Origin of the sequence: Paenibacillus turpanensis (genome assembly GCF_011421635.1) — a bacterium.
Taxonomy (GTDB): domain Bacteria; phylum Bacillota; class Bacilli; order Paenibacillales; family YIM-B00363; genus Paenibacillus_AK; species Paenibacillus_AK turpanensis.
On sequence record NZ_WTLI01000014.1, the window covers coordinates 1 to 15693 of the forward strand.

14 protein-coding genes are annotated in these 15693 nt (G+C 54.5%); 4 read left to right on the top strand and 10 right to left on the bottom strand.

Annotation, left to right across the window (positions count from 1 at the left end; genetic code table 11):
- Positions 1-112: 112 nt before the first annotated feature.
- Positions 113-1219 (bottom strand): DNA alkylation repair protein, encoded by a 1107-nt coding sequence (locus GQS10_RS13950; protein ID WP_166243203.1) that lies wholly within the window; start codon positions 1217-1219, stop codon positions 113-115.
- Positions 1220-1627: 408 nt separating this feature from the next.
- Between GQS10_RS13950 and rsgA the strand changes: the two genes are divergently transcribed.
- Both rsgA and GQS10_RS13960 read left to right on the top strand, forming a co-directional pair.
- A complete protein-coding gene (gene rsgA, locus GQS10_RS13955; RefSeq protein ID WP_243735169.1) occupies positions 1628-2707 on the top strand; it encodes a ribosome small subunit-dependent GTPase A in 1080 nt (359 codons plus the stop codon).
- Positions 2708-2829: 122 nt separating this feature from the next.
- The gene (locus GQS10_RS13960; protein WP_166243207.1) at positions 2830-2976 is read left to right on the top strand and encodes a hypothetical protein; all 147 of its coding nucleotides are present in this window, start codon (positions 2830-2832) and stop codon (positions 2974-2976) included.
- On the opposite strand, the gene GQS10_RS13965 is transcribed toward GQS10_RS13960, so the two are convergent.
- From GQS10_RS13965 to GQS10_RS13975, 3 genes are all read right to left on the bottom strand, one after another.
- A complete protein-coding gene (locus GQS10_RS13965) occupies positions 2973-3149 on the bottom strand; it encodes a YjfB family protein (RefSeq protein WP_166243209.1) in 177 nt (58 codons plus the stop codon). The two genes, GQS10_RS13960 and GQS10_RS13965, sit on opposite strands and share 4 nt — an antisense overlap.
- Before the next feature lie 128 nt (positions 3150-3277).
- Positions 3278-3451 carry a hypothetical protein gene (locus GQS10_RS13970; RefSeq protein ID WP_166243211.1) on the bottom strand — a complete coding sequence of 58 codons (174 nt, stop codon included), beginning with the start codon at positions 3449-3451 and terminating at the stop codon, positions 3278-3280.
- Between the two features lie 79 nt (positions 3452-3530).
- Complete coding sequence (locus GQS10_RS13975) at positions 3531-4322, bottom strand: DUF4097 family beta strand repeat-containing protein (RefSeq protein ID WP_166243213.1); 792 nt, start codon at positions 4320-4322, stop codon at positions 3531-3533.
- Between the two features lie 270 nt (positions 4323-4592).
- Between GQS10_RS13975 and GQS10_RS13980 the strand changes: the two genes are divergently transcribed.
- Together GQS10_RS13980 and GQS10_RS13985 are read left to right on the top strand one after the other, a co-directional pair.
- Positions 4593-4748, top strand: a complete 156-nt coding sequence (locus tag GQS10_RS13980; protein ID WP_166243200.1) for a hypothetical protein — start codon at positions 4593-4595, stop codon at positions 4746-4748.
- Positions 4749-4871: 123 nt separating this feature from the next.
- The gene (locus tag GQS10_RS13985) at positions 4872-5567 is read left to right on the top strand and encodes a DUF2306 domain-containing protein (protein WP_166243215.1); all 696 of its coding nucleotides are present in this window, start codon (positions 4872-4874) and stop codon (positions 5565-5567) included.
- Positions 5568-5593: 26 nt separating this feature from the next.
- On the opposite strand, the gene GQS10_RS13990 is transcribed toward GQS10_RS13985, so the two are convergent.
- The 6 genes from GQS10_RS13990 to GQS10_RS14015 all read right to left on the bottom strand — a co-directional run bounded on the left by GQS10_RS13990 (position 5594) and on the right by GQS10_RS14015 (position 15637).
- Entirely contained in the window at positions 5594-7306 is a 1713-nt protein-coding gene (locus tag GQS10_RS13990) for an ABC transporter ATP-binding protein (protein WP_166243217.1), read from the bottom strand.
- Positions 7307-7365: 59 nt separating this feature from the next.
- Positions 7366-8520 (bottom strand): two-component system sensor histidine kinase NtrB, encoded by a 1155-nt coding sequence (locus GQS10_RS13995; protein ID WP_166243219.1) that lies wholly within the window; start codon positions 8518-8520, stop codon positions 7366-7368.
- 180 nt (positions 8521-8700) lie between these two features.
- The gene (locus GQS10_RS14000) at positions 8701-9852 is read right to left on the bottom strand and encodes a S8 family peptidase (RefSeq protein WP_243735170.1); all 1152 of its coding nucleotides are present in this window, start codon (positions 9850-9852) and stop codon (positions 8701-8703) included.
- Positions 9853-10060: 208 nt separating this feature from the next.
- Positions 10061-11173 carry a protein-glutamate methylesterase/protein-glutamine glutaminase gene (locus tag GQS10_RS14005; RefSeq protein ID WP_166243223.1) on the bottom strand — a complete coding sequence of 371 codons (1113 nt, stop codon included), beginning with the start codon at positions 11171-11173 and terminating at the stop codon, positions 10061-10063.
- On the bottom strand, positions 11145-12005 hold the full coding sequence (locus tag GQS10_RS14010; RefSeq protein ID WP_341805070.1) for a CheR family methyltransferase: 861 nt from the start codon (positions 12003-12005) through the stop codon (positions 11145-11147). The genes GQS10_RS14005 and GQS10_RS14010 overlap by 29 nt, the downstream gene beginning before the upstream one ends.
- A 41-nt stretch (positions 12006-12046) precedes the next feature.
- Positions 12047-15637 (bottom strand): methyl-accepting chemotaxis protein, encoded by a 3591-nt coding sequence (locus GQS10_RS14015; RefSeq protein WP_243735171.1) that lies wholly within the window; start codon positions 15635-15637, stop codon positions 12047-12049.
- Between the last annotated feature and the right edge of the window lie 56 nt (positions 15638-15693).

Sequence of the window (15693 nt, forward strand, 5' to 3'; positions counted from 1 at the left end):
CGAACCCCCGACCTACGCATTACGAATGCGTTGCTCTACCAGCTGAGCTACATCAGCACTCCTGACAAATAAGAACATTTTTGATTGTAAAAGATGCACTATAAATTGTCAATTAGACGTTAGACGGTTTATCTTTCGTCGTTTCCTTTACAAGAAATTCCTCCTCCGCCACGACCTGTCCGTTCACCAGTAAGACTGCTTGATGCAATCCCGGGTAATGCTTCCTCGTTGTAATAGGGCGAAACGATTGCTTGGTCTGCATACGATGCTCCCCAGGAGGCAGCGGCTTCTCCGACCACGCAAAAATCTTCCGTGAGCGCTGTCCGTTCGCCTTGACGAAGTCGATTCCGTATTCCACCCGCACCTTAAGGGGCTCAGCGGCATGGTTATGCAGGGTGAAGGAGAGCAGCACCTCCTCTCCCATAAGAAGCTCCTTCGGTGCCGCCTCAAAGCCTGCGGCTTCCAGGTGCGGTGAAGGAGGAAAGCCGAACAATTCGAGCGCTTCGGGCACGCTCTTCTTCAGCAGGCCGCGGCAGGCATGCCGAATGATCCAGTCGGTATGCGGATCCTTTCCCAGCCAAGAACGGGCAATGTCGAGCACAAGGCCGGGATGATCCTTGGAAATATCGTTCAAATTGTTGGCCACACTTCTTCGCACATACTCGGAGGGGTCTTGTTTTAGTTTCTCCAAAATCGGCAGAATGGGTGCCGGATCGCGCTTAAATAGCGGCAGGGCGCAGGCCCACGGCAAACGGGGCCGGCAGCCTTCGCTGGCCAGCCGCCGCACATGATGATTCTCGTGCTCCGCCCACGCTTCGAGCTGCCGCATCGTTTCTTTCGGTTCCCGGAGTATAAACGGGCGGATCGCAAATTCCGCGGTTGAAAACCGCGTAAACCATTCAAGAACCGAGAGAGAAAGCTCCGGCTGCTCCAATCCGTACACCTCGACGTAGTCGGGGAACACCAAGCCTTGCAGCCCCTCAAACTGCGGCGCCGCTTGGCGCAGCACGCTCAACGCATCGCCATAACCTTCCGGCAAACAGGCGGCCATGTTGATCGTAATGTGGCGGATGCGCTGCTTCAGCTCAAGCTTGTCCCACTCTTCGGTCAAAATTCCGTTCGTAAATTGATCCGGGTCGAAGCTGGGCTGGGCTTCACGCAGCGCTCCAGCCAGCTTTACTGCATAAGCTTCATCAAACAAGTTCTTTAAGGGCTCCATCGGAATGACTCCTCTACGGCATTTTCGATATCCCTATTGTACTATATTTCCTATATTTGGAACGACTTGCTGCGATCAGCTTTTTCCGAATTCATAGGTTCCCTCATTCGACTAAGGACATGAGCCGCTTTACAATTATTTCCGAATCAAGTAAGATAAGTGCATACTACGTTTTGAAAGCGAGGGATGTGATATGGCGATGATGATCTCGAATACACAGTCGTTTGGAAGCTTCTTCATATCGCAATCCACAGGCTCGCTCACTTTAGCATACGTGCGTATTTAGTGCGTTCATGAAATGAAAGTGCTTGCCTCCGAATGGGGTTTTGAATGAAACCGTGGGTTGCGTACACGCAGCTGCACGGTTTTTTTGGCATTCAAAACTTTAAACAATCAGGAGGGTTCCCCTTGAATCAATTACAATCTCATTCCTTACAAAACTTCGGCTGGAACGAAGCCTTAGAACGTCAATTTACGCCGTACCGCGCAGAAGGACTCGTCCCGGCGCGCGTCTGTTTAGAGCATAAGCATATGTATCGCCTGTTTTCCGAGCATGGCGAGCTTTTGGGAGAAATCGCCGGCAAGCTCCGATACGAAGCGCAGGGGCGTGCCGACTACCCCGCTGTCGGCGACTGGGTTGCCATTGCTGCACGAAGCGAGGAGAGCCGGGCAACGATCCATGCCGTGCTGCCGCGCACCAGCAAGTTTTCGCGCAAAGCGGCCGGCGCTTCGAATTATGAGGAGCAAATCGTCGCGGCCAATGTCGACACCCTGCTGCTCGTCATGTCGTTAAACCATGACTTTAACCTGCGCCGGCTCGAGCGCTATCTCACGATGGCCTGGGAAAGTGGCGCGAATCCTGTCATCGTGCTCAGCAAAGCCGATTTATGCGACGATTTGCCCGCGATGCTCGCTCAAGTGGAGGCCATTGCCTTCGGCGTCCCGGTCCACGCGGTCAGCGCAACGGAGGGCATCGGGCTCGCGCCACTAGCCGACTACGCGGAAGAAGGTCGGACGCTTGCGCTGCTCGGCTCCTCGGGTGTCGGCAAATCTACCTTGACCAACTTTCTGCTGCAGGCCGATCGCCAAACGGTACAAAACATCCGCGATGGCGATGACCGCGGCCGCCACACGACCACCCACCGCGAGCTGTTCCTTCTGCCGCGAGGCGGGCTGGTGCTGGATACCCCGGGGATGCGGGAGCTCCATCTTTGGGAGCACGACAGCGCGGAGCAAAGCTTTCGCGATGTGGAGCAGTTTGCCTCCCAATGCCGATTTGCCGATTGCGGCCACGATTCAGAGCCGGGCTGCGCCGTAAAATCGGCCATCGAAAGCGGCGCATTAGAGCAGGGACGGCTGCAAAGCTTCAAGAAGCTGCAGCGAGAGCTCGCGTTCCTCGAGCGCAAGCTGAACAAGCAGGCTGAGCTGAACGAGAAAAAGAAGTGGAAGAAAATTAACGGGGACCGCACACGGGTAAATCGGGAATAACCCATCAACGGACCCCCGTACAAAAGAAATCCGCCGAGCCATCCAGGGCCGGCGGATTTTTTACCTATCAGTAAGTTAGACTACTTGAGAACAATTACCTTTCCAATGGAGGTGACCGTCGCATGAAATGGCTGGTCTCCGCATTCATGCTGGGTGTCGCGCTGACCTTCATCATCGCGAATCTTACCGGCTCCCTTGGCTTGGCCGCTTATGTATTTGCAGCGTTGTTTTTCGTCGGCGCACTAATGGCATTCAGCCGTTCCCGTTAAACCTTCACATCTACGCTTTGACCCAAATGCGGCTGCGCCGATTGCTGCATCGCTTTGATCAGCTCTTGACTCTGCGTCATCGAAATATCCTTCGCCATCTTAAGCACGCTCAAGCTAACAGCTTGGCCGAGACTAGCTGTCGACATTACCGTGGACAATTTACCAACGTCCATCTGAAGCACCTCCTGTCTTGGAAGATACTACTTTTATCGGCATGGATACCACGTATCATGAGTCAGCCGCACAAAAAAACGCCCGGTTCCCAACATTCAGGAACACGGGCTCCGTTTGCACTCGAATTCTAAGACTCAATAATCTCGTCCAGCTCGGAGCTGCGGCGGTTCGCCGCCTCTTTCACTTCGCGGTCCGTTTCATTTAGACCTTGAATTTGCTCTGCGGCATTCGCCTGCTGGGAAAGCTGCTCCTCCACTTGCCCAAGACCATGCGCTTCCTGATGGTGTCTGCTTGTAGACATCGAACAATCCCTCCTTGTGCGTGTACTCTAACCGTTATCACTCTAGTACTATGCACAATAGGTTTGCTCTTTATGAACCCTACGGAGCAGAAAATGTGAAGTCGCCGGAACTGGTTTTAGCCGTAATATGCGGTCCCCCGCTGCCAAAAGACCCTACAATATGGTCCTCAGTCAGCGTTTTCGCTGAAAAGCCCTCCGCTTCGATCAAACCGGTACCCGATCCGCCTTTGTATTCAATATCCAGCTCGACTGGCCGCCGGTCAGTACGAACGACAATGTCGCCGCTGGACGCCTCCAACTCCACATCGTCCCGAATCTCTTCGGTGTCAAGGTATAGATCTCCGGAGGATGCTTCCGCCTTCAGCTCGCCCTGCCAATTCTTCAATATAATTTCCCCTGAGCTGGCCTCAACAACAATTTGCTTTGCCCTCACATCTTCGATGCTAATATCGCCCGAGGAGGACACCGCTTTAAAGCTGCGGTACAAATGAGGCGGCACCGCAACCGACACATCGACGTCGGAAAATTCAAGCCATCCCCCTTGCGGGCGCTCGACTCCAATTTTCAACTGATCGCCGTTCGATTCGGTTTTGAGCTTCATTTCCCCCCCGAACTTACGGCTTGCATAACCCTCCAAGCGAACGACGATGTCCGTACTCTCCCGATTCGGCACCACCGCAATGTCTGAGGAGGAAACCTCAATTTTCACGTCATTGATTTTCGACGGATCGATTCGCTGCTCCTCATTAATTTCGACGCGGCCAAACGGCTTCTGAACGAATGACCAAAGCTCCTGATCCGGGCGCCCCGCCACAAAGATTAGACCCCCTAAGACAATTAACACTACACCAAAGAACGCTTCTTTTCTCAACGCAGATTGCTCCCTTCGGACTTTCCGTCCACCTGATTCATTACCTTCAGTGTAGAGGTTTTTCGGCTCTCTTCCTACCAACCGGAGACGGTTTTTGCGGCTCGACTTTAGTCGGGGCTCCTCCCGGACTTCAACTCAACGACCCTCACCGCAGGTGCAGGCAGGTCCTGACGATTTCTTTTCCCATTCGCCGGAATGATCCGTCTAGGCCCCCATATATATGAGAATACGAATCGAACAATCCACCACAGCAGAAAGGAGGCGCTTTCAATGATCCCTGCGATTTTGGTGCAAATCGCGCTTATTGTGATGGTCGTGCGAAGCGCGTACGTGACGTTTTCCCTTGCTCAACGCTCCAAAAAACCTTGGCTGGACATTGCCTTTCATTTGTCGATCCTTATCCTGGCGTTATCATTTTTATTTTAACGGACCAGCGGATCATCGGCAGCAAAATGACTTAAGTCAACTCATTCCATGACGATTTCCACTACTCCCCGTTCCCAATATTTTCTATGCTTCCATTAGAACCTTTTCTAGGAGGCGGAAGCATTGGAATGGACCTTTAACTTTTTTAGATGGCTTCATATTATCGGAGGCTTTGTGGCGCTGCTCGTGTTTTGGATCCCCATTGTTACGAAAAAAGGCGGTAAAACGCATAACCGCATCGGCTGGGTGTATGTGTACGCGATGGCTACGGTAGCCGTGACGGCATTATATTTGGGGATCTATCGAATTTTCATTGAACAGGGCAACGATTTGGAACGTGTATCCTTTTCTTGGTTTCTCATTTTTATCTCGATATTAAGCGGAGCCAGCGCATGGTACGGCATCCGCGTGCTCCGCTTTAAGCAGCGCAAGGAACGCCATCGCAGTATTGTCGATCTCGGCTTTCCGCTGCTGCTGGTCGGCTCCGGAATTGCCATTTCCCTTTATGGCTTTCAGATCGGATTTCCGCTGCTGCAATATTTCCCGATCGTCGGTATCGTTGTCGGCACGACGCATCTGCTGTACTGGCTCCGCTCTCCGCGGCTGAAGGGCCACTGGATCATCGAGCATCTCGGGGGCATGCTGGCCTGCTGCATTTCAACCATTACCGCATTCACGGTATTCGGTGCGCCGCGTCTGCTCAATGTCGATTCTGTCGGCTTCATCCTATGGATTATTCCCAGCCTGGTCATGACCCCGCTTATTATCGGGTTCTCGACTTACTACGCACGGAAATACAATAGACCCCGCAGCGCGTAAGCTGGGGGTCTTTTCATTATCCATGCTTATCCGAATTGCGCTTGATGCAGCCTGCTGTAAACGCCGCCTTGGGCCAGCAGCTCCTCATGCCGGCCCTCCTCGGCGATGCCGTCTTCCGTCACGACGATGATGCGGTCGGCATGACGGATCGTCGCCAAGCGGTGCGCGATAACGAGCGTCGTCCGGTTCACCGCGAGCTCTTCCAGCGCCTGCTGGATGATCGCTTCCGTTTCTGTATCCAGCGCGGAAGTCGCCTCATCCAAAATCAGAATCGGCGGGTTTTTCAAGAACATGCGGGCAATCGCCAGACGCTGCCGCTGTCCGCCGGACAGCTTCAGTCCGCGTTCGCCGATTACCGTATCCAGCCCCGCAGGCAAGGACGCAATGAGCGACTCCAGATGCGCCTTGCGCGCCGCCTCGCGGATTTCAGCCTCGGTTGCGCCGAGCTTACCGTAGGCGATATTTTCACGGATCGTTCCGTTAAAGAGGAACACATCCTGCTGGACGATGCCGATTTGCGAGCGCAGCGAATGCTGCGTCATGCTGCGGATCGGAATGCCATCGATGGTTATCTCACCTTCATCCACCTCGTAGAAGCGCGGCACCAGGCTGCAAATCGTCGATTTTCCTGCGCCGGAAGGGCCGACCAGGGCGATCGTTTCCCCAGGGTGCACCTGCAAATTCATGCCGTTCAGCACCTTCTTGTGCCCTTCATAGGAAAAACCCACCTGATGAAAGGCAATGGCCCCCTCGAGCCGTGCAACCTCTACCGCATCCGGCTCATCCTGCACATCCGGCGCCGTATCCATCAGCTCGCAAAAGCGTTTAAACCCGGCCATCCCCTTCGGGTAGCTCTCCATAAAGGCGTTAATGCGGTCGATCGGCTTGAGAAAAATGTTCACGTAGAGAAGAAAAGCGACCAGCTCCCCGATCAATAGCTCATAGCGATAAGCGAACCATGCGCCGCACACCAGCACGATGACAGAAATAAGCCGCGTCAGCATATAGACGCCGGACGAGCTGAACGAGATGACCAAGTACGAACGCAGCTTGGCCAGCCGGAAGCCGCGGTTTTGCTCGCTGAACTTCGCAATTTCATGCTCCTCGTTCGCAAATGACTTCACCACGCGAATGCCGGAAATCGAATCCTCCACTCGTGCGTTTACCTCGCCGATCTGCTCAAACATCTTCGATGCGGCGATATGCAGCTTTTTATTAAAGTAAATAATGAGCCAGCCCAGAATCGGAACCGTCACGAAAGTAATAAGCGCCAGCTCAAGGTTGATGGTAGCCATAATACCGAAGGCGCCTGCAAACGTCATGATCGCAATAAAAATATCCTCCGGGCCATGATGCGCAAGCTCCCCGATTTCAAATAAGTCGTTCGTCATCCGCGACATGACATGACCGGTTTTCGTGTTGTCGAAGAAGCGGAACGACAGCTTCTGCACGTGGGAGAACAGCTGCTGGCGCATATCCGTTTCGATATTAATGCCAAGCTTATGCCCCCAATAATTGACTACAAAATGGAGGCCCATGCTGATCAAGTATACGATCGTCAGCACTACTGATGCCGTTACGATCGCCCCCCAATTTTCCTTCGGGAGCAGCGTGTCGATCATCCACTGGACGGCCATCGGAAAGGCCAGCTCCAGCAGAGCAACGACGACCGCACAGCCGAAATCCAAATAAAACAGCCGCTTATGCGGCCGATAATAGGCAAAAAATCGCCGTATCATATTTTTCCCCTCCACCGCGTCTTTGATCTTCTCATCTTAATGAGAAACGACCGGCGGAGTCAAGAGACGGTCTGCTCTCTGCCTCGCTTCGGGAAGAAAAGGGTAAAGACGGTGCTTCCCGGCTCGGAACGATATGTAATTCCTCCTCCGTTTTTCTCCATAATCTGCTTGCAAACTGGAAGCCCGAGCCCGCTGCCGTTCTTCTTACCGGTAACGAACGGAGTAAATACAGTGGAGGCCAGCGGCGGGGGGATTCCCGGCCCATTATCCTCTACGCTCAGATACTGCCCCTCCTGATCCTCAAAACAGCGGATGCATAGATGCCTGTCCCCTTCTACTTCACGCAGTGCGTCAATACTGTTTACCACTAAATTAGTAACCACCTGCAGTACCGCCTGCTTCTGGACGGTGACCTGCACCGATGCGTCCAGGTCCAGGACAAGCTCGATGTTTTCAACCGCCAGCTGGGCAGAGACCATTTGAATTACCGATTCAACGATCAGCGGTCCGGTTATCGTTACGAAGGGTTCATGGATCCCGCTGTTTTTCGTAAAGCTGAGCAGGCCGGCAATCTGCCGGTACAGCGCATCAAATTCTTCTTCCATCACACCTAGATAAGGCTCTACCGACTCAAGCGACGATGAGGGCAGCTTATTTCGAAGCAGCTTCAACAATCCCTCAATGGCGAAGAGCGGATTCCGCAGCTCATGCGCCATGGAAGCCGCCACTTTGCCGATCAGATTGAGCCGATCCTCATGCAGGCGAATGATCGCTCTTTCTTGATCATGCAGTATCTGCGAGGCGTAATCCCAGTACCCTTGGCCGATTAAGCAGCGGATCGCTTCAGAGCGCTCGTCCAATTGCCGAAGAAAGTGCTGCGCCTCATCGAGACCAACCTTTTTGTCCTTAAGAAATTGGTATGCATATTCAAACGTTATTTTCCGCCAAATATAGGAGATATGCAGCAAATGACTAATCGGGGTCTGACGAGCGGCATGGTACTGGCAAATCGTCGATACGATACTGTTTTGCGGATGGGTTTCCACAGGCTGTGTAAGATCGGAGAGCAGCTCATAGTAGATTTTCGCGTTCGCACTAACGGAGCCCAAATCGTAAATTTCAGGAAAATCGGTCTCCGCCGTATGAATCCATTCCTGGATTATTGGAGACCTCATCGTTTGAAAAAATTCATTCATCCAACGCTCGACTTCCATGTCGTTCGCCTCTCATTTTGGGATACATCCATTTTACTTGAAACACACAACGCTGGCGACAAAAATGAAGCGCGCAAACCCGAAAATTTGCGCGCTTTAACTCCACTTGCGAAACAACCTCCAGCCATGCTGCCGCAAGTGATCCGTTTCCTTCTTCTTATAACATTACCCGATGGAAATTTAGAAACGAACCGCCCGATTTGCATTGATTCTTCCGTACACCCAGTACACTCCTGTGCCTGGAATCTCTTCGGCCGTCGCCGCGATCACATCGCGAATCGTTTCATTTGTTCTGCCCTGCGAAGCCAGCAGCGCCGCTAAGCCGGCCACATGGGGAGCCGCCATGGAAGTGCCGCTCAAGAACACGTAACCGCCCGGATACGTCGATAAAATATCCGTCCCCGGAGCCGCTACCTCCACCCATGTTCCATAATTGGAAAACGTAGATTTGCGGTCGCTCGAGTCCGTCGAAGCGACTGCAAGAACGTTCGCATAATAAGCCGGATAGTTCGGCGTCGAGACACCTTCATTGCCGGCAGCCGCGACAAGCACAGCTCCTTTGCTCCATGCATAATTCACGGCATTTTGCAGCGTGTACGAGCCTGAAGTCGATCCCAGGCTCAGATTGATAACCTTCGCGCCTTGATTGGCGGCGAATACAATTCCATTTGCCACAGCGGAAAGCGAGCCGCCGCCGCTGCTGTCCAACACGCGCACCGGCATTATACGCACGAGCGGCGCCATTCCGGCAATGCCGCGCGCATTATTGGTGACCGCCGCCGCAATACCGGCAACGTGCGTGCCGTGCCCGTTGCCATCGTTCGGCAGACCACCATCCACGAAATCCGCACCCGGCACGATTTTCTGCTCCAAATCCGGGTGACCGATCTGAACCCCAGTGTCGACGACCGCAATCGTTATTTCCTCGCTCCCCAGCGTCACATCCCACGCAGCCGGAGCGTTCACCATTTGCGGTCCGTATTGATAATAAGAGAAATACGTGTCGTTCGGAGTGAAAAAAGCCTTGAAGCGATAGTTCGGCTCGCAATACTCTACCTCTCCAAGCTTGGAATAAGCGCGCATCATCCGCCGTACACTTTTCTTTGAACGGATATATTGAATACCCAAGGATTCGCAGCTCCCCGTTACTTCACAGCGCTGCTGTCGATGGATTTCTTCCATCCTTTCCGCTGCCGTACCGTCCCGGAACTTCACGATCAGCTCATTCGGCATGTGCGTTTCATCGTCTTGCGAAGACAAGCGGAACAGCACAACGCCAAAAGCCGTAAGGAGCACGATAATAAGTGCCGCCGCAACAAACCATAGCGCCAAGTCCATCTCCTCCTTCTTTTAGAGATGTCCACAGCATATGCCGGCTTGCTCCGAGGGGAAGCGGCCCCCGCCTCCTTCACGCAAAAACGGCCCCTCAATAAGAGGAGCCGCAGGGCTTACAATCATGCTGAATATTCAAATCCGAACATGTGACTTCCGGATAAATCTATCTTTTGGTTAAGCTTAAGCTCAAGATCATACTGAAACCCTACTGAAAATACGACACGATCTGCCCGTATACAGCGGACAAATGCACCTGTCGATCCGCCAGCCCCGCCTCCACCACGACCCTCGGCATTCCGTAAACAATGCACGACTCCTCTGCCTCCGCCAGCACGGTTCCGTTTCGCGCCTTTACAGCGCGGCAGCCCTCCAAGCCATCGCTGCCCATTCCGGTTAAGATGACGGACAGGATCCGTTCTTGAAACAAGGGAGCCGCCGATTCCAAAGTAACATCGATCGAGGGCTTATAAAGCGATGTATCGCTTTCGCTGGAAAAGACGAGGAACTTGTCCGTCTTCCCCTCACCGCGCTGGATGATCGTTTGAAAGCCGGCCGGAGCAATATAAATCGTTCCGGGCGTCAGCTCTTCGCCCGAAAGCGCCTCCTTCACGCGAAGCTGGCAGAGCCCGTCGAACCGTTCCGCAAGCGGCCGGGTAAAGCCCGGCGGCATATGCTGCACAACGACGATCGGCACCGGAAAATCACCCGGAAACCGCGGCAAAATCGTCTGCAGCGCCGAAGGGCCCCCGGTTGAACAGCCAATGAACACGAGATCGACCGGCGGCTTCGCGCTGCCGCGGATATTCCTCTGTTCATTGCCCGAAGCGGCCGACGCAGCCGAGGTTCCCACGGAGGTTTTACCGGGCGCGGATCCCGCCCCCGCTTCCTCTGCGCTAATTTCTCCGGCCCGCCTAACCTTCCCTTCCGCTGCAGCCTTCACTCGCTGTAAGAAATCATCTACAACGCCGCGTTCCTCGTTTTCCTGAAGCAAGCTCGCCTTGAGGAAAAAATCGATCGCCCCAAGCTCCAGGGCCTGCAGTGTAGCCTTAGCCCCCTCGACCGTATGGGCGCTGAGCATCACAACCGGCAGCGGGTGTTCCTTCATAATCCGCTCCAATGCGGCAATCCCGTCCATTTCCGGCATTTCCACATCCATCGTGACGACATCAGGCTGGAATCGCGAAATTTTCTCGAGCGCTTCAATTCCATTCCGTGCTACGCCGACAATATAAAATTGCGAATCACGCTCAAACAGCAGGCCGATGGCGCGCCGCATGTATGCAGAATCGTCAACGATCAGTACTCCGTACCGTTTCATTCGGCAGTTCCCCTTTCCGGTAATAGAACGTTCCCTGCTCGTGAACCGATTCGAATCCGGTCTCTAGCCCATTAATCGTTTCCGCATGCCCGAGGAACAAATACCCGCCCGGCTTCAGTCTCGAATGAAAGTAGGAAACAATGTCCCGAATCACCGGGAGCTCAAAATAGATGAGCACATTCCGGCAAAAAATAATATCAAGCGACGACTCCGGTGCCGGTTTGTCCCCGGGCCGCAGCAGGTTGCACCAATCAAATTGGACCCGGCTGCGGATCGAAGGCATTACGGCAAACCCATCTCCATCCGCTACAAAATATTTCTGCTTTAGCGGTTCCGGCGTTCTGCGAAAACAGAGAGAGTTGCGGTGATACCAGCCTTTTCTCGCAATCTCCAGCACCCTCCGGTTAATGTCGGTTGCCTGAACCGATACCGATTCCAAAGGAACGCTTCCCTGCTCTGCGATCGACATCAGCAAGCTGTAGGGCTCTTCGCCGGTGGAGCAGGCGGCACTCCAAATCCGAATGCCCCCGTAATTTACCGATGCGATCCCAGGAAGTAAGCGATTCATCTCCTTGAGCTGCTGCTCTTCCCGAAAAAAATACGTCTCATTAATTGTGATGCGCTCGGTCAATGTTCTCCACTCGTCCGGATTCGTCTTTAGAAGCTCCATGTACTGCATACATGTGCAGCCAAGCTCCTCCAGCCTGCCGGACACTTTAGAGGCAAGGGACGACAAGTTGTCCCCATACTGTATCCCGCAATAATCGGCAATCCGATTTGCCAATAATACGAATTCATGCTGCACTATCTCATGATGTTGATCTGCTGCCACTGCTTATACCCCCCGATATTGAAAAGGCACAGCCCTTCATATTACTTCCCATACCCAACTAAATTCGATTGAAGCGAAGCTGCTTGCGAGGAAAGCTCGCGGGTGACGGCCACTGTTTTGGATACATCTTTTTGTGTACGCTTCACAACACTCTCGACTTCCGACAATGCTTGCGACAGCTTCGCTACCTCGGACGCCTGATAACGGCCGGCAACCGTTACCTCCGCCGCCTGCTTCGTCATACTGCTTGACGACTGCTCGATTCCTTTCCCCTGCTTCGCCTGCTCGGAAACGGATACCGTAATTTGACGCATTTGCTCACGGGCGTTCACAACACCCTTCATAATTTCCTCTGCCCCGACTGCCTGCTCCTTCACCGCTTGACTCACCAGAGACGCCTGCTTTGTCACATTCTCCACCGCGCCGACGATCTCTGTGCCCTGCTTCGCCTGTTCCAGCACCGCCAGCGAAACCTGACGCATTTGCTCGCGAGAGTTTACGACACCCTTCACTACTTCCTCTGCGCCTGATGCTTGCTCTTTCACCGCGCTCGTGACCAGCTCCGACTGCTTCGTCACATTTTCCACGGCGCTCACAATGTCGCGGCCCTGCTTCGCCTGCTCTACCGTGGCCGCCGTGATCTGGCGCACCTGCTCACGCGCATTCACGATGCCGCGAACCACTTCCTCCGCACCGGCTGCCTGCTCCTTCACCGCCTGCGTCACCAGTGCCGCCTGCTTCGTCACACTTTCCACGGCGCTCACAATATCGCGGCCCTGCTTCGCCTGCTCTACCGTGGCCGCCGTGATCTGGCGCACCTGCTCACGCGCATTCACGATGCCGCGTAGGACTTCCTCCGCACCGGCTGCCTGCTCCTTCACCGCCTGCGTCACCATTGCCGCCTGCTTCGTCACACTTTCCACGGCGCTCACAATATCGCGGCCCTGCTTCGCCTGCTCTGCCGTGGCCGCCGTGACTTGGCGCACCTGCTCACGCGCATTCACGATGCCCGCAACCACTTCCGTCACTCCTGCTGTCTGCTCCTTCATCGCCTGTGCGACCAAGTCCGCCTGCTTCGTTACACTTTCCACGGCACGGACAATATCCTTGCTCTGCTTCGCCTGCTCTACCGTCGCAGCGGTAATTTGACGCACCTGCTCACGGGCGTTCATGACGCCTCGAACCACTTCCTCCGCACCGGTTGCCTGCTCCTTCACCGCCTGTGTTACCATGGCCGCCTGCTTCGTTACATTTTCGACTGCGCTAACAATCCCGCGGCCCTGCTTCGTCTGCTCCACCGTTGCCACTGTAATCTGGCGCACCTGTTCACGGGCATTCAAGATGCCGCGAATAATTTCTTCCGCGCCTGCCGCCTGCTCGCGCACCGCGTGCGCAACCATTTCCGCCTGCTTCGTCACATTTTCCACAGCACGTACGACATCCGTGCCCTGCTTTGCCTGCTCCTTGGTCGCTGACGTGACTTGACGCACCTGCTCACGGGCATTGATCACGCCTTTAATAATTTCCTCAATGCCCAGCGCCTGCTCCGAGGTCGCCTGCGTTACCAGTTCCGCCTGCTTCGCCATAACACTGACGGATTCAACGATTTGCTCGCTGCCCTTCGCCTGCTCCGAAGTTGCGACCGAAATTTGCCGGATTTCGCGGGTAATGCTGTCCACACCGGTCACGATTCGCTCGATCGCTTTCCCGGTTTCGTCCGCGAGGCGGCTGCCCTGCTCCACCTTCTCCGTGCCGATGGTAATCGCTTTGATCGCGTCCGTCGTTTCGCCTTGGATTCCCTTGATCAGCTGGGCAATTTCCTTCGTCGCCCGCGCGCTGCGCTCGGCAAGCTTGCGCACCTCGTCCGCGACTACCGCGAAGCCTTTGCCGTGCTCGCCGGCACGAGCCGCTTCAATCGCAGCGTTCAGCGCCAGCAGGTTGGTCTGCTCGGCAATATCGTCGATAACCTCGATGATGCTGCCGATTTCCTCCGAGCTCTTGCCCAGGCTGCCCATAACAACCGATGCTTGCTTAATAACATCGGAAATTTCCTTCATGCCTGTCAAAGACTGCACGACCGCTTTTTGGCCTTCCTTCGCTTCTTCCTGCACATTATTCGTCAGCGTGTTGACGTTCTGCGCATTGCGGGACACCTGCTCGATGGAAGCCGCCATTTGTTGAATCGATGCGGAGCTTCCCGTTACCGATTTTTGCAGCTGCCCGGCATTGCCGGCTACATTCTTAACCGACTTGCCCATCTGCTCGATCGATGCGGAAATTTGCTCCACCGAGCTGGCCGTGCTTTCACTGTTGCCTGCAACCTGCTGGATCGAGACCACCATTTCTTCAATAGCGGAATTCGCCTCCTGCGCCGAAGCGGTTAAGCTCTCGGCACTCCCGGCTACGCCCTTGATCGATTTGCCCATCTCTTCCATCGAAGCGGAAATTTGCTCCACCGAGCTGGCCGTGCTTTCGCTGTTGCCCGCGACCTGCTGGATCGAGACCACCATTTCCTGAATGGCGGCAGACGTTTCCTGCGCCGAGGCCGTCAAGCTGTCCGCATTACCCGCCACGCCCTTAATCGACTGGCTCATTTCCTCCACAGAGGCGGAAATTTGCTCCACCGAGCTGGCCGTGCTTTCGCTGTTGCCCGCGACCTGCTGGATCGAGGCTGCCAGCTCCTGAATCGCAGCCGCGGTTTCCTGAGCGGAAGCCGTTAAGCTTTCCGCATTACCCGCTACGCCTTTAATCGATTTGCTCATCTGCTCCATCGAAACGGAAATTTGCTCCACGGAACCCGCCGTGCTTTCAGAGTTGCCCGCAACCTGCTGAATCGAGGCTACGATTTCCTGAATCGCGTGAGCTGTCTCTTCCGCCGAGGAGGTTAAGCTGTCCGCGTTTGCCGCTACCCCTTTGATCGACTTGCCCATCTCTTCCATCGAAGCGGAAATTTGCTCCACCGAGCTGGCTGTGCTCTCGCTGTTGCCCGCGACCTGCTGAATGGATGCCACCATTTCTTGAATGGCGGCGGACGTTTCCTTCGCCGAGGCGGTCAAGCTTTCGGCATTGCCGGCCACGCCTTGGATCGAGCGGCTCATCTGTTCCATCGAGACCGAAATTTGCTCAATCGAGCTGGCCGTGCTTTGGGCATTGCCCGACACCTGCTGCGTCGAAGCCACCATCTCTTGAATCGCGTGCGAAACTTCCTGCGCCGAAGCGGTCAAGCTTTCAGCATTACCGGCCACGCCTTGAATCGAGCGGCTCATCTGCTCCATCGAAGCCGAAATTTGCTCAACGGATGAAGACGTGCTTTCACTATTGCCGGCCGTCTGCTGAATCGACGCAACCATTTCAGCGATCGCATCGGTTACCTGCTCAGCCGATTGCGTTACGCTTTCCGCGTTTACCGCCACGCCTTCAATCGATTGAAGCAGGCCCTTCACGGTCGCTCCTGTCGTCTCCACGGAGACCGCCTGTTCCTCTGCGCCCTGGGAAATCTGCTCTGTGATTTCAGACAAGTGCTTTAGCTGCTGCTCCAATTTCTCCGAATCTTTATGAGCCTGTTTGCCCTGGCGCTCCCACTCCGAGCCCTTAATCAACGATAAGCCTATTTTCTCCTTAAAAGTTCCCATTGCGATCTCCTCCGAATTCGTGGTTGTTCAAGCCGTAAAAAGTGAATAGTATATGG